The organism is Pseudomonas sp. 9AZ, from assembly GCF_902506525.1.
Taxonomy (GTDB): domain Bacteria; phylum Pseudomonadota; class Gammaproteobacteria; order Pseudomonadales; family Pseudomonadaceae; genus Aquipseudomonas; species Aquipseudomonas peli.
Genome location: NZ_LR733840.1, coordinates 3,270,975 through 3,288,618 on the forward strand (window position 1 = coordinate 3,270,975; position 17,644 = coordinate 3,288,618).

Below are 17,644 nucleotides of genomic sequence, written 5' to 3' on the forward strand. Positions count from 1 at the left end.
GTCGGCCTTAAGCGCCGGCGTAATGCTGATGGCGTACACTGCGCGGCATGAGTCAACACATCCCCCATACCCAACTCGCGAACGACCCCGCAGTCAGCTGCAGCAACTGCGCCGCCTGCTGCTGCCAGCTGGAAGTCATGCTAATCACCGACACTGGCGTGCCGCCCCGCTATATCGACACCGATGACTGGGGCGGCGAAGTCATGCTGCGCCTGGACGACGGCTGGTGCGCCGCACTGGACCGCGACAGCATGCGCTGCACCATTTACGAAGTGCGCCCACTGATCTGCCGCGAATTCGAAACTGCCTCCCCCGAGTGCCTGGACGAGCGCAAGGGCATGAGCAGCATCTACCGCTGAGTGCGCGGTTTACTGCAGGCACAAAATATCGTCAGGAACGTCTTTTAACGTCGCACAGCGATGACTCCGTAGGGGTGGCCGCCATGGACGGCAGGCCAGAAAAAAGCCGGATAACAATCCGGCTTTTTAACAGCTCAAACCGCTAGAAACTCATGCGGTAATGCAGGCTATAACTCTCAACGCCATCGTTGGGTTGTTTAAGCCCGGCGTTGGAGTAATGCAGTGCGCGCACGCCGATTTCCTGCCCGGCGAAACGTACACCGAAACCGATGCGGTCTTCAAACTGGAAAGACGAGCCCAGGTCGTTGTCTTCCAGCTCGGTGCTGCTAAACGCGGCAATGCCGATACCGGCTTCGATATAGGGTTTGACGCGCTCGCCAGCAAACTCGTAGACGAACACCGGACTGAGCGAAAGGCTGTGATTGCTAGAGGCTTCGTCACCGTCCCAGTAGGTGTACGCCGCATCCCAGTAACCGGTCAGACGACCGACATCACTGACAAACCAGCTCTGGTTGAAATCGAACTGGGTGCCCAGGCGATAGGTCATGGTCGAGTCGCCCGTCTGGCCCACCGCCACGCTTAGATCCATCGCCTGCACTGCACTGACTTGCCCCCAAGCCAAGGCTGCCAACGCAGCCAGAGTCACGACTTTTCTCATGGTAATAGTCCTTATCCACCCAAGTAGAAGCTTGCTGACGCTGCCTGAGAGTATAGAAATTATTAGCTACAGAGAAAGCCGACTTATGGCTAAACCGTGCCAGGTAGGTCGCTGACCAGCGCCGCATCGCCCCACAGCAGCGGCAACACCCGCTGCATGGCCGCTGGATCACCACTCGACCAGAACTGCGCAGGCTGCGCCGGACAGCAGGCGAGCAGATCATGGCTGGTCAGCAGGCGCTGGACTTGCCGCGCCACTGCCGCGCCCGTGTCGATCAGGCTGATCGAATCTGGCACTAGGCTGCGCAGCAGCGGTTTGATAAAGGGGTAATGGGTGCAGCCGAGAATCAGCGTGTCACAGCCTTCAGCCAGTAGCGGTGCGACAAAGCCCTGCAGCAGCTCGCGGGTGGCAAGGCTATCCAGCTCGCCGGCCTCGATACGCTCGACCAACCCCGGACAAGGCTGAGTAATCACCCGCACATCGCTGGCAAAACGGTCGAGCAAGGCGGCGAATTTGGCGCTTTTCAGCGTGCCGGTTGTGGCCAGCACACCGACTACACCACTCTGCGTGGCGGCGGCCGCAGGCTTGACTGCCGGCTCCATGCCCACTAATGGCAGCTGCGGATAGAGCTCACGCAACTCGGCTACCCCCGCTACCGTGGCGGTATTGCAGGCCAGCACCAGCGCCTTGGCGCCCTGACTGAGGAGAAAATCGGCCAACACCCGGCAGCGTTCGCGGATAAATTCCGGGCTCTTCTCGCCGTAGGGCACATGGCCGCTGTCGGCGACATACAGCAGCGACTCATTCGGCAGCAACGCGCGAATCTCGCGCAGCACCGACAAGCCGCCGACGCCGGAGTCGAATACGCCAATCGGCGCGTTACTCACCGCTGGCCACTCCACACACGCTACAGCCCGGATCACGCTTGACCCGCAGCTCGCGGAAACGGCTACCAAGCGCTTCGATCAGCAGCAGACGCCCTACCAGCGGCTCGCCAAACTGCGCCAGCAGCTTCAAGGCTTCCAGCGCCTGCAAACTACCGACCAGGCCAACCAATGGGCCGACCACACCGGCTTCGCTACAAGTCAGCTCGGCCTCGCTGCCGTGGCCATAGATGCAGTGGTAGCACGGACTGTCGCCACGGCGCGGATCGAACACCGAGAGCTGGCCTTCCAGGCGAATCGCCGCGCCACTGACCAGCGGCACCTTGGCTGCTACACAGGCGGCGTTAACCGCCTCGCGGGTGTTGAAGTTGTCCGAGCAATCCAGCACCAGATCCACTGCCGTCACTGCGGCGGCAAGGGAGTCGCTGTCCAGGCCCTGACGATGGGCCTGCAGGCGCAGCTGCGGGTTGATCGCCAGCAGGCGCTTGCTCGCCGAGTCGACCTTGCTCTGACCGATGCTGGAAGTATCGTGAGCGATCTGCCGCTGCAGGTTGGTCAGGTCGACCGTATCGAAGTCCGCCAAATGCAATTCACCGACCCCGGCGGCTGCCAGGTACAGCGCCACCGGCGAACCCAGGCCGCCGAGGCCGATAATCAACGCGCGGCTGTGTTTCAGACGTAGCTGGCCGGCGATATCAATCTGTTGCAGGAGAATCTGCCGGCTGTAGCGCAGCAGCTCCTCGTCATTCAGCATGTCCTGCGCACTCATGGCGTCACTCATTATCGAAGCGTCCCAGACTGATGCGCTCATGGCCGCCCAGGTCACGCCGGCTCTCCACTGCGCTAAAGCCACGCGCGCTAAGTAGCTCGCGCACTGCCGCAGCCTGGTCGAAGCCATGCTCCAGCAGCAGCCAGCCGCCTGCTTCAAGATAGTCCGGAGCCTGCTGGATAATCAGGCGAATATCGTCCAGCCCGTCCGCACCGGCTACCAGCGCGCTGCTCGGTTCGAAGCGCACATCGCCTTCGGCCAGGTGGCGATCATCGGCGGCGATATACGGCGGGTTGCTGACAATCAGCTGATAACGCTGGCCAGCAAGGGCGCTAAACCAGTGGCTTTCAATAAAGCTGGCATTGTTCAGGTTGAGCCGCGCTCGGTTACGTTCGGCCAGGGACACCGCATCGGGTACGCGATCCACACCAGTTAGTCTCCAGGCAGGGCGCTCGCTGGCCAAGGCCAGAGCAATCGCACCGGTGCCAGTGCCGAGATCAAGCAGCGCAGCAGGCGTAGCTGGCAGCAGCGCGAGAACAGTTTCCACCAGCAACTCGGTATCCGGGCGCGGAATCAGGGTATGCGAGGCAACTTCCAGATCCAGGCTCCAGAAGCCCTGCTGACCGAGGATATAGGCCACCGGCTCGCCGGCCTGACGCCGCACCAGCATCACCTGATAACGCTCAAGCTGCTCGGCCTCAAGCTCACGCTCCGGCCAGGTGTGCAGATAGCTGCGCGACTTGCCCAGGGCATGGGCGAGCAATAGCTCGGCGTCCAGCCTCGGGGTAGGCGAGTCAGGCAGTTCGGCGTGGCTAAGCAGGGATTCGATAGTGGCCATGGGCTTTATTTCCGTAGCCCGGATGCACTCCGGGACATGCTCAAACCCGCATCAATCACCCAGCGCGGCCAACTGATCGGCCTGATACTCGACCAGCAGCGGCTCGATAATCGCCTCGACGCCGCCGGCAATCACTTCGTTGAGCGAATACAGGGTCAGGTTGATGCGGTGATCTGTGACCCGACCTTGCGGGAAGTTATAGGTGCGAATGCGCTCGGAGCGGTCACCGGAGCCCACCAGCAGTTTGCGCGAATCGGAAATTTCCTTGTGCGCGGCGGCTTCCTGTTGGTCTTTCAATTTCGCCGCGAGCCAGGCCATGGCCTTGGCGCGGTTCTTGTGCTGCGAGCGCTCTTCCTGACATTCCACCACGGTGCCGGTGGGAATGTGAGTGATGCGGATCGCCGAGTCGGTGGTGTTAACGTGCTGGCCGCCGGCACCGGAGCTGCGGTAGGTGTCGACACGCAGATCGGCTGGGTTGATGTCGATGGCCATCTGCTCATCCGGCTCGGGCAGCACGGCGACGGTACAGGCCGAGGTGTGGATACGGCCTTGGGATTCGGTTTCCGGCACGCGCTGCACGCGGTGGGCGCCGGACTCAAATTTGAGCTTGCCGTAAACGTTGTCGCCCTCGACCCGGGCAATGACCTCTTTGTAGCCGCCATGCTCGCCTTCGCTGGCCGACAGCACTTCCACACGCCAGCCCTGCTTCTCGGCATAACGCGAGTACATACGGAACAGGTCGCCGGAGAAGATCGCTGCCTCGTCGCCGCCGGTGCCGGCGCGCACTTCGAGAAATACGTTACGGCCGTCGTTGGGGTCTTTCGGCAGCAGCATGCGCTGCAGGCTGACTTCCAGCTCGATCAGCTGCTCCTTGGCCTCGGCAACTTCCTCTTCGGCCATCTCGCGCATGTCCGGGTCGCTGTCTTTGAGCAGCGCCTGGGCGCCTTCGAGGTCGGACTGGACTTTCCGAAACGCACTGAACGCCTGGTATACCGGCTCAATCTCGGCGTACTCCTTGGAGTAGGCGCGAAACTGCGGCTGGTTGCTGATCACCTCGGCATCGCCGAGCAACGCGGTCAGCTCTTCGAAACGATCCTGCAACAGGTCGAGTTTATTGATCAGTGACGCTTTCATTGCAGACCTTTATTTATTAGCCGAACTGCTATGGGTAGAAGCAGGCGGCGCGCCCTCGTCGAGGGCAAACAGTTCTTGGGCCACGCCCAGCGCATCGACGCGGCCGTCAGCAGAGAATTTTTTCAGCTGCACACTGGGCGCATGCAGCAGCTTGTTGGTGAGGCCGCGGGCCAGCAGCGCCAGCACATCCTCGGCCGAACTGCCATTGTTGAGCAGACGCAGGGCCTTGTTCAGCTCCTCATCACGCAAACGCTCAGCCTGCTGACGGTAGGCCTTAAGCACATCCACTGCGGCCAGCTCGCGCAGGCGCTGCATAAAGTCGCGGGCGCCGACACTGACCAGCTCTTCGGCGGCCTGGGCCGCGCCCTGGCGGCTCTTGAGGTTCTCCGCGATCACTTCGTGCAGGTCATCGACGGTGTAGAGGTAAACGTCGTCCAATTCGCCGACTTCCGGCTCGATATCGCGCGGTACGGCGATGTCGACCATAAAGATCGGCTTGTGCTTACGCTGCTTCAACGCGCGCTCGACCGCGCCCTTGCCGAGAATCGGCAGCTGGCTGGCAGTGGAGCTGATCACGATATCGCTGTTGACCAGCTCATCGGGGATTTCCGACAGCAGCACGGCATGCGCGCCAAATTGTTCGGCCAGGCTACTGGCGCGCTCCAGGGTGCGATTGGCTACCACAATGCGCTTGATGCCCTGGTCGTGCAGATGGCGGGCGACCAGGCTGATGGTTTCACCGGCGCCGATCAGCAGGGCCTGACTGCGATGCAAGTCGGCGAAAATCTGCTTGGCCAGGCTGACGGCGGCAAAAGCCACGGATACCGGGTTTTCGCCAATCGCGGTATCGGTGCGCACTGTCTTGGCGGTGCTGAAGGTGGCCTGAAACAAGCGCCCAAGCAGCGGGCCGAGGGTGCCGGCCTCACGGGCTACGGCAAATGCCGATTTCATTTGGCCGAGAATCTGCGGCTCGCCCAACACCATCGAGTCCAGCCCCGAGGCCACGCGCATCATATGGCGCACGGCTTCGTCATCGGCATGGATATAGGCGCAGGCGCGCAATTCTTCGAGGCTCAAGCGATGGTAGTTGGCCAACCAGGCCAGCACTTCGTCAGCGCTCAGCTCATCCTGCTCGAGATACAGCTCACTGCGATTGCAGGTCGAGAGAATCGCCGCCTCTCTACTGCTGGTGCGCTGACACAGCTGCTGCAATGCCTCAACCAACTGCTCAGGAGTGAAAGCCACGCGTTCGCGGACGTCCACCGAGGCGGTCTTGTGGTTGATACCGAGGGCAATAAAGGCCATGCACGTCGCTGACAGGGAGTGGAAGCCGGCAATTGTCCTACTTCGGCAAAGCGAGAACAACCACTGCGGCCGATTGTCCCAATAGCCAGGTTTATCTCTTAATCCGCATCATTGCAGCCCATGGGCTTGCCCCAGCGCTTGTGTCATGATGCCCAAACCGCAGGTTGGCCACATACTCTTCCTATGAATAGATCCTTCGCGTTGCTGACTGCCGCTGCCTTTTTAAGTGGCTGCCAGACCTTTACTCCCTCTGCCCCGGATGGCACGCCACCGGTGGAAGAGCCCGCTGTTGTTGCCGCAGAAATCCAGCCGCAGGTTTACCGCAATTTCAGCCAGGAAACCCTGCTGTCGCTGCTGGTCGCGGAACTGGCAGGCCAGCGCAACCGCTTCGACATTGCCCTGGGAAACTATGTAGAGCAGGCCAATGCCACTCAGGATGCTGGCGTCGCCGAGCGTGGCTTTCGCATTGCCGAGTACCTAGGGGCCGAACAGCCCGCGCTGGAAACCAGCCTGCTGTGGGCCAAGACCGCTCCCGAGAATATCGACGCGCAGCGCGCCGCCGCCGTGCAACTGGCACGTGCCGGCCGCTATGACGAATCCATGACCTTTATGGAGCAGGTACTGCAGCGTCAGGGCGATACGCATTTCGACTTCCTGGCGCTGTCCGCAGCTGAAACTGACCCGGACACCCGTGCCGGCCTGCTGCAAAGCTTCGACCGCCTGCAGTCAAAGTATCCGGACAACAGCCAGCTGCAATTTGGCAAAGCCCTGCTGCTGCAACAGAATGGCCAGCCGCAGGAGGCCCTGGAGCTACTGGAGCAGCAACCCAGTAAAGACCGCCCCATCGCCTCAATCCTGTTGCATGCCCGCCTGCTGCAAAGCCTTGAGCGCAACGATGAAGCCCTGCAGCTGCTGGAAAAAGGCATCGAACAATACCCAGACGACAAGCGCCTGCGCCTCACCTACGCACGCTTGCTGGTGGCCGAAGACCGCCTGGACGAAGCCAAGGGCGAGTTTGCCTCACTGCTGCAACAGAACCCTGATGATGATGACCTGCGCTTTTCGCTGGCACTGGTCTGCCTGGAAGCCAAAGCTTGGAAAGAGGCCATCGTCTACCTCGAAGAACTGGTCGAACGCGGCAGCCACAGTGAAGCCGCGCATTACAACCTGGCTCGTGCCTATGAAGAACTCGGTGATACCGCCAGCGCATTGATCGAGTACGCCCTGGTCGGCCCCGGCAACGATTACCTGCCGGCCCAAGCCCGGCAGAGCGAACTGCTGTTCAAGGCACAGCGCGCTGAAGAAGCCGCCGAGCGCCTGCGTCAAGCTCGCGAAAGCCAGCCTGACTATGCCATCCAGCTGTACCTGATCGAAGCCGAAGCCTGGTCCAAGCAGCAGGACACAGAACGCGCCTGGCAGCTGATCCAACAAGGATTGGAACAGTTCCCCGAAGACCTCAACCTGCTCTACACCCGCGCCATGCTCGCGGAAAAGCGCGATGATCTCGCCCTGCTGGAGCGTGACCTGCGCTTTATACTCGAGCGCGAACCAGACAACGCCATGGCACTCAATGCACTGGGCTACACCCTGGCCGACCGCACCACGCGCTACGCCGAAGCCAAGCAGTTGATCGAGCAGGCGCACCAACTCAACCCTGAAGACCCTGCAGTACTCGACAGCCTCGGCTGGGTGAATTACCGCCTGGGAAATCTGGATGAAGCTGAACGCCTACTGCGCAGAGCACTGCAGGAATTTCCCGACCACGAAGTCGCAGCCCACCTGGGTGAAGTGCTGTGGGCACAAGGGAAACAGAAAGAAGCGCGCAAACTCTGGCGTGAAGCCCTGAAACAACAACCCGACAGCCCAATCCTGCGCAGCACCCTGCTGCGCCTGACCGGAGCAGAGACGCTTTGATGCTTGCGCGCCACCTGATAGTTTTCAGCCTGATTACATTACTGGCAGGCTGCGCCGGCCTGACCTCCCGCGAAGCCCTTGAAGGCCAGGGCAACGCGCAAAGCTGGCAAGCGCACAAGCAACAGATCAGCGGCCTGGATGCCTGGCAGATCAATGGCAAAGTCGGTATCCGTGCACCGAAAGACTCCGGTAGCGGCACTCTTTTCTGGCTACAACGCCAGGACTATTACGACATCCGCCTTTCCGGCCCATTAGGTCGCGGCGCAGCTCGCCTGACCGGCCGCCCAGGCGCCATTCAACTGGAAGTGGCCAACCAGGGCCGCTACCAGGCTGAGTCACCCGAACAACTGCTGCGCGACCAACTGGGCCTGAACCTGCCCGTTTCACACCTGTTCTGGTGGATTCGCGGCCTGCCTTCGCCAGACAGCAAAAGCCGCCTGAACCTCGACAGCCAAAGCCACCTGGCGCAATTGAGCCAAGACGGCTGGGATGTCGAGTACCTCAGCTATGCCGAGCAGAATGGTTTCTGGCTGCCGGAGCGCATCAAGCTCAGCGGCTTTGACCTGCAAGTCACCCTGGTAATAAAGGACTGGCAACCGCGCCAGCTCGGCCAATGACCACACCGGCAATACCCGCCGCTGCCGAACTGATTCTGCCGGCACCGGCCAAGCTCAACCTGATGCTGCATATCCTCGGCCGCCGCGCCGACGGCTATCACGAGCTGCAAACCCTATTTCAGTTTCTCGACTTCGGTGACGAGCTGGGCTTTACCCTGCGCCCCGACGGTGAAATTCACCTGCATACGCCCATCGACGGCGTACCCCACGACAGCAATCTGATCGTGCGTGCCGCGCGCCTACTGCAACAGCACGCAAGCTGCACCCTGGGTGCCGACATCTGGCTGGACAAGCGCCTGCCCATGGGCGGCGGCATTGGCGGCGGCAGTTCGGATGCCGCGACTACCCTACTCGGCCTCAACCATCTGTGGCAGCTGAACTACAGCGAAGACCAACTGGCTTCCCTGGGCCTCAGCCTGGGCGCCGACGTGCCGGTATTCGTGCGCGGTCACGCGGCATTTGCTGAAGGCGTCGGTGAAAAGCTGCAACCGGTGACCCTGAGCGAACCCTGGTATCTTGTCGCCATTCCGCAAGTACTTGTCAGCACAGCGGAAATTTTCTCCGACCCTGAGTTGACACGGGATACGCCGCCCATTAAAGTTCGCAGCCTTCTTGAGGGGGGTGGTCGTAATGACTGCCAGCCGGTGGTCACGAAGCGTTATTCTGAAGTTCGTAACGCTCTGATCTTGTTGAACAAATTTGTTCCAACTAGATTAACCGGCACTGGAGCTTGTGTGTTTGGGAGCTTCCCAAACCAGGACGATGCTGATAAAGTCGCCCGCCAACTTCCAGCCACATTGCCAAGTTTTATTGCCCAAGGCCGTAACATTTCGATGTTGCACCGCAAGCTCGAAACATTGGTCAGGAAGTGAATGTTCGCTCTTAGTAATTTAAGAGCACAGAGTTGTACGGTAATAGGGGCGTCGCCAAGCGGTAAGGCACCAGGTTTTGATCCTGGCATGCGTTGGTTCGAATCCAGCCGCCCCTGCCATTTCCGCCCTGGAGCGGATACACAACTCAAAGCATTCGGTTACACAGGATACAGGGGCGTCGCCAAGCGGTAAGGCACCAGGTTTTGATCCTGGCATGCGTTGGTTCGAATCCAGCCGCCCCTGCCATTTCTGTACTCATCCAGGTATACCCCCAGCCGGCAGGTACTGCGCGTGTCCAAGATGATGGTTTTTACGGGGAACGCTAACCCCGATCTGGCGCGACGTATCGTACGTCAGCTGCACATTCCCCTCGGTGATGCTTCTGTCGGTAAGTTTTCCGACGGCGAGATCATGATTGAAATCAACGAAAACGTCCGCGGTAAAGACGTCTTCCTGATTCAACCGACGTGCGCGCCAACCAACGATAACCTGATGGAACTGGTAGTGATGGCCGATGCCTTCCGCCGCTCATCAGCGACCCGAATTACTGCAGTTATCCCCTACTTCGGCTATGCCCGCCAGGATCGCCGTCCGCGCTCCGCCCGCGTGGCAATCAGTGCCAAAGTTGTGGCTGATATGCTCACCGTTGTAGGCATCGACCGGGTTTTGACCGTCGACCTGCACGCGGACCAGATCCAGGGTTTCTTCGATATCCCAGTAGATAACATCTACGGCTCCCCAGTACTGGTGGACGACATCGAAGACCAGCGCTTTGAAAACCTGATGATTGTCTCCCCGGACATCGGCGGCGTAGTGCGTGCACGCGCTGTTGCCAAGTCCCTGGGTGTTGACCTGGCGATCATCGACAAGCGCCGCGAGAAAGCCAACCACTCCGAAGTGATGCACATCATCGGTGATGTTGAAGGCCGTACCTGCATCCTGGTCGACGACATGGTGGATACCGCTGGCACGCTGTGCCACGCCGCCAAAGCGCTGAAAGAACACGGCGCCTCGAAAGTCTTCGCTTACGCCACACACGCTGTACTGTCTGGCCGCGCAATCGAAAACATTGAAAAATCCGTACTCGACGAGCTGGTGGTGACGAACACCATCCCGCTGTCCGCCGCCGCGCAATCCTGCTCGCGTATTCGCCAGCTGGACATCGCCCCGGTAGTCGCTGAAGCGGTTCGCCGCATCAGCAATGAAGAATCGATCAGCGCGATGTTCCGTTAATTCGGTATACGCCCTGAGCGCAAACGCCCTGCCCTGACGGCAAGGCTTTTCAACCAACCGTCCCGTCGCTGGTCGCAAGCGTAACGGACGGTTTGGTTATTTTGGAGAAGTGAAATGACTGAATTTGCCCTGAATGCCGAAGTGCGTTCCGACCTGGGGAAAGGTGCGAGCCGCCGCCTGCGTCGTAACGTAGCCATGGTTCCTGCCGTAATTTACGGTGGCGAAAAAGCTCCACAATCGATCAGCCTGCTGGCCAAAGAACTGGCCAAACTGCTGGAAAACGAAGCAGCCTACAGCCACGTGCTGAGCCTGAACGTAGCCGGCAGCAACGAAAGCGTGATCATCAAAGCCCTGCAGCGCCATCCAGCCAAAGGCTACGTGCTGCACGCTGACTTCGTTCGCGTAGTCGCTGGCCAGAAACTGACCGCTATCGTTCCCCTGCACTTCATCAACCAAGAAACTTCGGTTGGCGTTAAGCAGCAAGGCGGCGAAGTCTCCCACGTCCTGGCTGAAGTAGAAGTTTCCTGCCTGCCGAAAGACCTGCCTGAATTCATCGAAGTCGACATGGCTGCCGTTGAAGTGGGTCAGATCGTTCACCTGGCCGACCTGAAACTGCCGAAAGGCGTTGAGCTGGTTGCACTGGCTCACGGTAACGACCTGGCAGTGGCTAACATCCACGCCTCCCGCGTTGCTAAAGACGAAGGCGCTGCCGAGTAATCCTCGCAGTGTCGGAAACCAGCTCGGTATGCGATTCTGCCGAGCTATTTCCACAAAAGGGCTCCTGACATGACTGCCGTACAACTGATCGTTGGCCTGGGTAACCCCGGCCCTGAATACGACCAGACTCGGCATAATGCAGGGGCCCTTTTCGTTGAGCGCCTGGCTGACAGCCAGCGCATCAACCTGAGCCTCGACAAAAAGTATTTTGGCCTGGTTGGCAAATTCAGCCATCAGGGCCGCGATGTTCGCCTGCTGATCCCCACCACCTTTATGAATCGCAGCGGCCAGGCCGTAGCGGCATTGGCGAATTTCTTCCGCATCCCGCCGGAAGCCATTCTGGTGGCCCACGACGAACTCGATATGCCCCCCGGCGTCGCCAAACTCAAACTGGGTGGCGGGCACGGCGGACATAACGGGCTGCGCGACATCATCGCCCAGCTCGGTAATCAGAATAATTTTTACCGCCTGCGGCTTGGTATCGGCCATCCCGGGCACAGCAGCATGGTTTCCAACTTCGTCCTCGGCCGCGCACCACGCAGCGAACAGGAACTGCTGGACACCAGCATCGACTTTGCCCTGGGCACCCTGCCGGAAATACTCGCAGGCGACTGGAGCAAAGCCATGCACAAGCTGCACAGCCAGAAAGCCACCTCCTAACTCTTTACCGCCATTCGCGCGAGGGACAACACCATGGGATTCAACTGCGGCATCGTCGGCCTGCCCAACGTCGGCAAGTCCACCCTGTTTAACGCCCTCACCAAATCCGGTATTGCGGCCGAGAACTTTCCGTTCTGCACCATCGAGCCTAACAGCGGCATCGTGCCGATGCCTGACCCACGCCTCGCAGAGCTGGCAGCCATCGTCAACCCCAAGCGCATCCTGCCCACCACCATGGAATTCGTCGATATCGCCGGCCTGGTAGAGGGAGCATCAAAGGGTGAAGGCCTGGGCAACAAGTTCCTCGCCAACATCCGTGAGACCGACGCCATCGCCCACGTAGTACGCTGCTTTGAAGACGACAACGTGATTCACGTTGCCAACAGCGTCGACCCCAAGCGCGACATCGAAATCATCGACCTCGAACTGATCTTCGCCGACCTCGACAGCTGCGAAAAGCAACTGCAGAAGACCACTCGCAATGCCAAGGGCGGCGACAAAGAAGCCGTGGCACAGAAAGCTCTACTGGAAAAGCTCATCCCCCACTTCAGCGAAGGTAAGCCAGCGCGCACCCTGATGAAGACCCTGGGTGACGACGAGAAGCAACTGGTACGTGGCTTCCACCTGCTCACCAGCAAGCCGGTGATGTACATCGCCAACGTCGCCGAAGACGGCTTCGAGAACAACCCACTGCTCGACATCGTCCAGGCCATTGCCGATGCCGAAGGCGCTCCCGTGGTGCCGGTATGCAACAAGATCGAAGCAGAAATCGCCGAGCTGGATGATGGCGAAGAAAAAGACATGTTCCTCGAAGCCCTGGGCCTCGAAGAACCCGGCCTGAACCGAGTAATCCGCGCGGGCTACGAACTGCTCAACCTGCAGACCTACTTCACCGCCGGCGTCGAAGAAGTCCGCGCCTGGACCGTCCGTGTCGGCGCCACCGCTCCGCAGGCTGCTGGCGTGATCCACACCGATTTCGAAAAAGGCTTTATCCGCGCCGAAGTCATCGCCTACAACGACTTCATCCAATACAAAGGCGAAGCTGGCACCAAAGAAGCCGGAAAATGGCGCTTGGAAGGCAAGGACTACATCGTGAAAGACGGCGACGTCATGCATTTCCGCTTTAACGTGTAAGCGATTGATCGCGCGCAGAAATTTTCGCAGAACAGGGTTGACACCCAACCCCAAGACGCGAATAATGCGCGCCACTCGGCTACGTAGCTCAGCTGGTTAGAGCATAGCATTCATAATGCTGGGGTCCGGGGTTCAAGTCCCTGCGTAGCCACCAAACAAAACAAGGGTTTAGCGAAAGCTAAGCCCTTTTTTGTTTTCCGGGCAGACTACATTCCAACTACTCTCCCCGTCCTTGCTTGATGTTCATCTTGTTTAGAAGCGACTTACGTCTAGCGGCACATATCCTGGTGCTCGGGCATCCCGACAATTAAAACGTCCAGTGTCTGTCTTTGCCCCGCAACCACCACACTTCTAGCAAACGCGCGCATTTGCTTGCCTAGAACCTCTACGTGATCACTCAGCGATTTTTTGCGAGCACCTGCGTGCCCATCAACAGACCTACGAAGATCAACGCAGCACCGATCCAGTGGTAGCTTTGCAGCCCCTCCCCTAGCAGCAGCCAGCCCAGTAGTGCAGTAAACACTGGCATCAAGTAGTTGGAGAGTGCGGCCTTGGCCGCACCGAGAATGCGGATAGCGTGGTTCCAGGCGAGGTAAGCAAGCAGTGAGGCGAAGATGGCGGTGTAGCCGATGGCAGCCAGGTTGTGTGGCGTCACGCTGAAGTGTGCGCCCTGTGCCAGCTCGTAGAGATAGAACGGCAGAATCAGCGGCACGCCCAGCAGTATCAGTACGCCAAGCAGGGCCAGCGGGGGGATAGGCAGCAGGTAGCTGGCCCAACGCCGCAGCAGCAATGAATAGAGCGCCCAGTCGGCTACCGCCAGCAGCATGATCAGATCGCCTTTATTGAAGGCCAGATCACTAAGGCTGGCCCAGCTGCCTTTGCTGATCAGCACCAGCAACCCGCTTGCGGCCACGGCCATGCCCCACCAGGCGCGTTGATGCGGCCACTCGCCAAGCAGCAGGCCCGCGCCGATAAAGGTCATAAGTGGCAGGCAGGTGTTGACCAGGGTGATATTGATCGCAGCAGTGGTTTGCGCGGCGGCGTAGAGCAGGCTGTTGTACCCGGCGATGCCGACACCGGCGAGCACCAGCAAGCGCCAGCTGGCCGCACGCAGTGCCGCACGGTGTTGCCACAGCGGCTTGGCCACGAAGGGCAACAGCAGCACCAGCGCCAGGCTCCAGCGCCAGAATGACAAGGCAAACGGAGGAATCTCACCGGCAAACGCTCGCGCCACCAGGGCATTGCCGGACCAACACAGCGTCGCCAGCAGCAGACCGGCCAGCGCGATACGCACGGAAGACGACATACCTCAGCGCTGACCGAGCGGGCGCAGGCGGTATTGCGGCGGCAGCTGTTCCATGCCGCTGACGGTGACGTTGAGGTTCTTCCAGCGGCCGTCCTTGATGCCGTAGATGCAGCCATGCACCGCCAGCGGCTGCCCACGATGCCAGGCGTTCTGCACGATGGTGGTGTGGCTGACGTTGGCCACTTGCTGGATCACATTGAGCTCACACAGGCGATCGACCTGCTCTTCTTCGCTGGGCAACTGCGCCAGGTGTTCGCGATGCTCGTAGTAGAGGTCGCGAATGCTGCGCAGCCAACCATCGATCAGGCCGAACTGGGTGTCCTGCATTGATGCGCGTACGCCGCCACAACCGTAGTGCCCGGTAACCAGGATATGTTTGACCTTGAGCACATCGACCGCGTACTGGATCACCGACAGGCAGTTGAGGTCGGTGTGCAGCACCACGTTGGCGACGTTGCGGTGCACGAACAGATCGCCAGGCAGCAGGCCGACAATCTCGTTAGCCGGCACCCGCGCATCGGAGCAGCCGATCCACAGGTACTCGGGCACCTGCTGCTGGGCCAGCTTGGCGAAGAACTCGGGGTCTTCTTCCTTGATCGCTTCGGCCCAACGCGCGTTGTTGTCGAAGAGGTGCTGTAAATCGCTCATGCGTCACTCCCGGATTCGTCGATGCGCACCATAGGAGCGCCACCGGCTTTTGACAAGCGCGAGTGGTTGCCGTCCCCTTGAACAGACGGCAGCGGGCATGATCAAGCGCGACGGCGACGCAACAACCAGAGAATCAGCAGCACGCCCGCCAACAGCACCAGGCTCACGCCCCATTGCAGCGGCCCGGCATAACGGTAGAGCTCGGCTGGCTGCAGACTGGGCACACGCAGCATGCGTTGCTCGGCGGCCGCACCCTGGGTCGGGATATCGGCGAGCCCGTCACCGTCCAGATCGGGCAGGCTGCGAATATGGTCGAGCAAGCCCTGCCACTCTTTATATTCCTGCACACCAGGCTGCTGCGGATCGGCATCAATGATCGCGTCCTTGATTGCCGCCAACGGCCGGCCCTCGGCATCTTTGGGCTGCACGCTGAGCAGGCCCTTGGTCAGGTCGCTGACCAGCCAGGTAAAGCTGCCGACATAGCTGGTGGCACCGATGCTGTAGAGCCGCTGATCGGCCAGGTCCAGCGGCGTGTAACCCTTGATCGGGTCGCCCAGTTCAATCCGGCTGACCCGATCAAACGGCACACGCCAAGGGTTGTAGCTGAAGCGCAGGCCGGACACGCGCGGGTAATAGCTTTTGCTTTCGCGCACCTGATAGGCCAGCAGCAGCACTTCGAGCAGGTTCTTAAGCTCCTGCCCGCTGACATACACCTTGATCAGCGGATAACCCGGCGCATCATCCAGCTCGCCAACACCCAGCGGAGCGATGCGAAACAGGTCAGACACCGCCTGCACGCCATGCCGGCCCATGATCATATTGTCGCGAATGGTGCCGTTGCCAGTAAACGACACATCACTGCCCGTCGCGTGGCGCAGCGCGTCGGTGACCAGATTGCCGAGAATCGGATCGTCATGGGCGCGGGTCAGGGTTTTATCGACCTTGGCCAGCGGCTGGTCGAAGGTGTACCCCTTAGGCGCGAGCATCTGCGCACTGACCACCTGTTTGAAGTCCTCGACCTTGGCAGTCACCGCAGCGCTGCCGGCAATCTGGTCATTGATCGGGTGCAGCTGGTAATCGACCACCTGCGGTTTGCCGTCCGCCGGCAAACGCATACGCAATTCACCCAGGTGCTGAATCTCGGAGCCGGCCTGCATCACAGGCGTGCGCCCATTGACCAGCACAGGCTGCGCCAGAGCCGTGTGCGAGTGACCGCCAACGACGATATCGATGCCCGGCACCTGCTCGACCAGCTCGACCTCTTCACCGCGCCAGCTGCCGTCTTCCTGCTGCACCACCCCCATGTGCGAAAGCAGAATCACCACCTCGGCACCCTCCTCGCGCAGCTTGGCGACCATGGCTTGGGCAGTCGCGACCGGATCGGCAAACACCGCCGGTTTGATCATCGGGCTGACTGCCACGGCGTTGTTACCGAGCAGGCCGAACAAGCCAAAACGAATACCGCCCTTGTCGATCAGCTTGTACGGCGTAATGCGCCCGGCCTCGTAATGGACCTGCAGGCTGTCGTCTTCCTTGCGCGCGGGGTCAAAGCCGAGGTTACTCGACAGCAGCGGCATCAGCGCATCGCCCTTGATCTTGTGCGCCGAGCTGATCATCGCGGCCAACCCGGCCGGACGAAAATCGAATTCGTGGTTGCCCAGGGTCGCTGCGTCATAGCCCAGCTCGGTCATCAGGCGCAGCTCGCCGCCGGTTTCGCGGGTCACGGTGTGAAACAGCGTGCCCATGCTGAAGTCGCCACCATCAAGCAGCAGCACTGGCTGCTCACCGGCAGCGGCACGGCGCTGCTCCAGTAAGGTGGCCAGGCGCGCAACGCCGCCGACGGTATCGTCATCGCCGGTGGTCGCTGGGGAATATTCGTTGTTCGGGCCAAAACCGAGCAGGCGTGATTGCCAGTCGTTGGTGTGCAGGATGGTAAAACTGCGCTCGGCACTGGTGGCCTGAGCGGTGGCGAATAAGCAGAACACTGCAAGCAACGAAGCAGACAGGCGCATGACAGATCCTTAGGGCAATGAGCGATAAACGCGGCTGCCGGGAGTATGCGACAAGCCCAACGCCAGGTCAGCGGCGAATAGCGCCGCCGGCGGTAGCCAATCGTGTCAGTGCATGGCCGAGCGGGGATCTAGTCAAACAGCGGGCAGACCATCACCAAGGCATCTTCACGGCCACCGACGGCTGGGTAGTAATCGCGACGCCGGCCAACCTCGTTAAAGCCGTAGCGCTCATACAGGCGGTAAGCCACCTGATTACTCGCGCGCACCTCCAGAAAACAGTCATTGGCCCCCTGCTTCTGGGCCTCCTGCATCAGGTGTTCGAGCAGTTTCAAACCCAGACCACGCCCCTGGCTTTCCGCCTTGACGGTGATATTGAGCAAGTGTGCCTCGTCCATGATGATCTGGATCACGCCGTGGCCGACCTGCTGCTGGCCTTCAAACATCACCCAGCAGTTATAAGCGGTCAGGCTGTCGGTAAAGATGCCGCGCGTCCAAGGGTGGCTGAAGGCGGCATATTCGATTTTCAGCACCGCATCGATGTCCGCCGCTGTCATCGGGCGGAAGCTGATTGCATCACTCATTCA

General features: G+C 60.3%; 18 protein-coding genes and 3 tRNA genes. 11 read left to right on the plus strand and 10 right to left on the minus strand.

All coding sequences use genetic code 11. The features are described from left to right. The first annotated feature begins 47 nt into the window (after positions 1-47). On the plus strand, positions 48-359 hold the full coding sequence (locus ALTER154_RS15365) for a YkgJ family cysteine cluster protein (protein ID WP_160088323.1): 312 nt from the start codon (positions 48-50) through the stop codon (positions 357-359). A gap of 142 nt (positions 360-501) precedes the next feature. Here ALTER154_RS15365 and ALTER154_RS15370 read toward each other — a convergent pair whose 3' ends face one another. From ALTER154_RS15370 to hemA, 6 genes are all read right to left on the minus strand, one after another. Then, positions 502-1,017: an acyloxyacyl hydrolase gene (locus ALTER154_RS15370; RefSeq protein WP_160088324.1), complete on the minus strand. Its 516-nt coding sequence runs from the start codon at positions 1,015-1,017 to the stop codon at positions 502-504. 89 nt (positions 1,018-1,106) lie between these two features. Then, on the minus strand, positions 1,107-1,904 hold the full coding sequence (gene murI / locus ALTER154_RS15375) for a glutamate racemase (RefSeq protein ID WP_160088325.1): 798 nt from the start codon (positions 1,902-1,904) through the stop codon (positions 1,107-1,109). Continuing rightward, the gene (locus ALTER154_RS15380) at positions 1,897-2,655 is read right to left on the minus strand and encodes a molybdopterin-synthase adenylyltransferase MoeB (RefSeq protein ID WP_160090166.1); all 759 of its coding nucleotides are present in this window, start codon (positions 2,653-2,655) and stop codon (positions 1,897-1,899) included. Before ALTER154_RS15380 ends, murI begins: the two co-directional genes overlap by 8 nt. A 19-nt stretch (positions 2,656-2,674) precedes the next feature. Continuing rightward, entirely contained in the window at positions 2,675-3,508 is an 834-nt protein-coding gene (prmC, locus tag ALTER154_RS15385) for a peptide chain release factor N(5)-glutamine methyltransferase (RefSeq protein WP_160088326.1), read from the minus strand. Positions 3,509-3,559: 51 nt separating this feature from the next. Then, complete coding sequence (gene prfA / locus ALTER154_RS15390) at positions 3,560-4,642, minus strand: peptide chain release factor 1 (RefSeq protein WP_160088327.1); 1,083 nt, start codon at positions 4,640-4,642, stop codon at positions 3,560-3,562. Positions 4,643-4,651: 9 nt separating this feature from the next. Then, on the minus strand, positions 4,652-5,947 hold the full coding sequence (gene hemA, locus ALTER154_RS15395; RefSeq protein ID WP_090251448.1) for a glutamyl-tRNA reductase: 1,296 nt from the start codon (positions 5,945-5,947) through the stop codon (positions 4,652-4,654). A 183-nt stretch (positions 5,948-6,130) separates the two neighbouring features. On the opposite strand from hemA, the gene ALTER154_RS15400 reads away from it, so the two are divergent. The 10 genes from ALTER154_RS15400 to ALTER154_RS15445 all read left to right on the plus strand — a co-directional run bounded on the left by ALTER154_RS15400 (position 6,131) and on the right by ALTER154_RS15445 (position 13,248). Continuing rightward, positions 6,131-7,861: a tetratricopeptide repeat protein gene (locus ALTER154_RS15400; protein WP_160088328.1), complete on the plus strand. Its 1,731-nt coding sequence runs from the start codon at positions 6,131-6,133 to the stop codon at positions 7,859-7,861. Then, positions 7,861-8,478 carry a lipoprotein insertase outer membrane protein LolB gene (gene lolB / locus ALTER154_RS15405; RefSeq protein ID WP_160088329.1) on the plus strand — a complete coding sequence of 206 codons (618 nt, stop codon included), beginning with the start codon at positions 7,861-7,863 and terminating at the stop codon, positions 8,476-8,478. The genes ALTER154_RS15400 and lolB overlap by 1 nt, the downstream gene beginning before the upstream one ends. Continuing rightward, positions 8,475-9,350, plus strand: a complete 876-nt coding sequence (gene ispE, locus ALTER154_RS15410) for a 4-(cytidine 5'-diphospho)-2-C-methyl-D-erythritol kinase (RefSeq protein ID WP_160088331.1) — start codon at positions 8,475-8,477, stop codon at positions 9,348-9,350. Before lolB ends, ispE begins: the two co-directional genes overlap by 4 nt. A 44-nt stretch (positions 9,351-9,394) precedes the next feature. Beyond that, positions 9,395-9,469, plus strand: a tRNA-Gln gene (locus ALTER154_RS15415). A gap of 52 nt (positions 9,470-9,521) precedes the next feature. Continuing rightward, positions 9,522-9,596: transfer RNA gene (locus ALTER154_RS15420), tRNA-Gln, on the plus strand. A gap of 45 nt (positions 9,597-9,641) precedes the next feature. Then, positions 9,642-10,583, plus strand: coding sequence for a ribose-phosphate pyrophosphokinase (locus ALTER154_RS15425; RefSeq protein WP_090251437.1), 942 nt, complete (start codon positions 9,642-9,644; stop codon positions 10,581-10,583). Positions 10,584-10,697: 114 nt separating this feature from the next. Next, positions 10,698-11,300: a 50S ribosomal protein L25/general stress protein Ctc gene (locus ALTER154_RS15430; protein ID WP_090251434.1), complete on the plus strand. Its 603-nt coding sequence runs from the start codon at positions 10,698-10,700 to the stop codon at positions 11,298-11,300. A gap of 69 nt (positions 11,301-11,369) precedes the next feature. Continuing rightward, positions 11,370-11,960: an aminoacyl-tRNA hydrolase gene (pth, locus tag ALTER154_RS15435; protein ID WP_160088333.1), complete on the plus strand. Its 591-nt coding sequence runs from the start codon at positions 11,370-11,372 to the stop codon at positions 11,958-11,960. Positions 11,961-11,993: 33 nt separating this feature from the next. Further along, positions 11,994-13,094 (plus strand): redox-regulated ATPase YchF, encoded by a 1,101-nt coding sequence (gene ychF / locus ALTER154_RS15440; protein WP_090251429.1) that lies wholly within the window; start codon positions 11,994-11,996, stop codon positions 13,092-13,094. Between the two features lie 77 nt (positions 13,095-13,171). Beyond that, positions 13,172-13,248: transfer RNA gene (locus tag ALTER154_RS15445), tRNA-Met, on the plus strand. A 243-nt stretch (positions 13,249-13,491) separates the two neighbouring features. Here ALTER154_RS15445 and ALTER154_RS15450 read toward each other — a convergent pair. From ALTER154_RS15450 to rimI, 4 genes are all read right to left on the minus strand, one after another. Beyond that, on the minus strand, positions 13,492-14,400 hold the full coding sequence (locus ALTER154_RS15450; RefSeq protein ID WP_160088335.1) for a DMT family transporter: 909 nt from the start codon (positions 14,398-14,400) through the stop codon (positions 13,492-13,494). Positions 14,401-14,403: 3 nt separating this feature from the next. Then, positions 14,404-15,048, minus strand: a complete 645-nt coding sequence (can, locus tag ALTER154_RS15455; RefSeq protein WP_160088338.1) for a carbonate dehydratase — start codon at positions 15,046-15,048, stop codon at positions 14,404-14,406. Between the two features lie 101 nt (positions 15,049-15,149). Then, a complete protein-coding gene (locus ALTER154_RS15460; protein WP_160088340.1) occupies positions 15,150-17,060 on the minus strand; it encodes a bifunctional UDP-sugar hydrolase/5'-nucleotidase in 1,911 nt (636 codons plus the stop codon). A gap of 128 nt (positions 17,061-17,188) precedes the next feature. Then, a complete protein-coding gene (gene rimI / locus ALTER154_RS15465) occupies positions 17,189-17,641 on the minus strand; it encodes a ribosomal protein S18-alanine N-acetyltransferase (protein WP_090251416.1) in 453 nt (150 codons plus the stop codon). Positions 17,642-17,644 lie beyond the last annotated feature (3 nt).

What these genes read in the sequence shown, in the direction of transcription:
- ALTER154_RS15365 (WP_160088323.1), top strand. Translation starts at nt 48, where the DNA reads ATGAGTCAACACATCCCCCATACCCAACTCGCGAACGACCCCGCAGTC.
- ALTER154_RS15370 (WP_160088324.1), bottom strand. Translation starts at nt 1,017, where the DNA reads ATGAGAAAAGTCGTGACTCTGGCTGCGTTGGCAGCCTTGGCTTGGGGG.
- ALTER154_RS15380 (WP_160090166.1), bottom strand. Translation starts at nt 2,655, where the DNA reads ATGCTGAATGACGAGGAGCTGCTGCGCTACAGCCGGCAGATTCTCCTG.
- prmC (WP_160088326.1), bottom strand. Translation starts at nt 3,508, where the DNA reads ATGGCCACTATCGAATCCCTGCTTAGCCACGCCGAACTGCCTGACTCG.
- prfA (WP_160088327.1), bottom strand. Translation starts at nt 4,642, where the DNA reads ATGAAAGCGTCACTGATCAATAAACTCGACCTGTTGCAGGATCGTTTC.
- hemA (WP_090251448.1), bottom strand. Translation starts at nt 5,947, where the DNA reads ATGGCCTTTATTGCCCTCGGTATCAACCACAAGACCGCCTCGGTGGAC.
- ALTER154_RS15400 (WP_160088328.1), top strand. Translation starts at nt 6,131, where the DNA reads ATGAATAGATCCTTCGCGTTGCTGACTGCCGCTGCCTTTTTAAGTGGC.
- lolB (WP_160088329.1), top strand. Translation starts at nt 7,861, where the DNA reads ATGCTTGCGCGCCACCTGATAGTTTTCAGCCTGATTACATTACTGGCA.
- ispE (WP_160088331.1), top strand. Translation starts at nt 8,475, where the DNA reads ATGACCACACCGGCAATACCCGCCGCTGCCGAACTGATTCTGCCGGCA.
- ALTER154_RS15430 (WP_090251434.1), top strand. Translation starts at nt 10,698, where the DNA reads ATGACTGAATTTGCCCTGAATGCCGAAGTGCGTTCCGACCTGGGGAAA.
- pth (WP_160088333.1), top strand. Translation starts at nt 11,370, where the DNA reads ATGACTGCCGTACAACTGATCGTTGGCCTGGGTAACCCCGGCCCTGAA.
- ychF (WP_090251429.1), top strand. Translation starts at nt 11,994, where the DNA reads ATGGGATTCAACTGCGGCATCGTCGGCCTGCCCAACGTCGGCAAGTCC.
- ALTER154_RS15450 (WP_160088335.1), bottom strand. Translation starts at nt 14,400, where the DNA reads ATGTCGTCTTCCGTGCGTATCGCGCTGGCCGGTCTGCTGCTGGCGACG.
- can (WP_160088338.1), bottom strand. Translation starts at nt 15,048, where the DNA reads ATGAGCGATTTACAGCACCTCTTCGACAACAACGCGCGTTGGGCCGAA.
- ALTER154_RS15460 (WP_160088340.1), bottom strand. Translation starts at nt 17,060, where the DNA reads ATGCGCCTGTCTGCTTCGTTGCTTGCAGTGTTCTGCTTATTCGCCACC.
- rimI (WP_090251416.1), bottom strand. Translation starts at nt 17,641, where the DNA reads ATGAGTGATGCAATCAGCTTCCGCCCGATGACAGCGGCGGACATCGAT.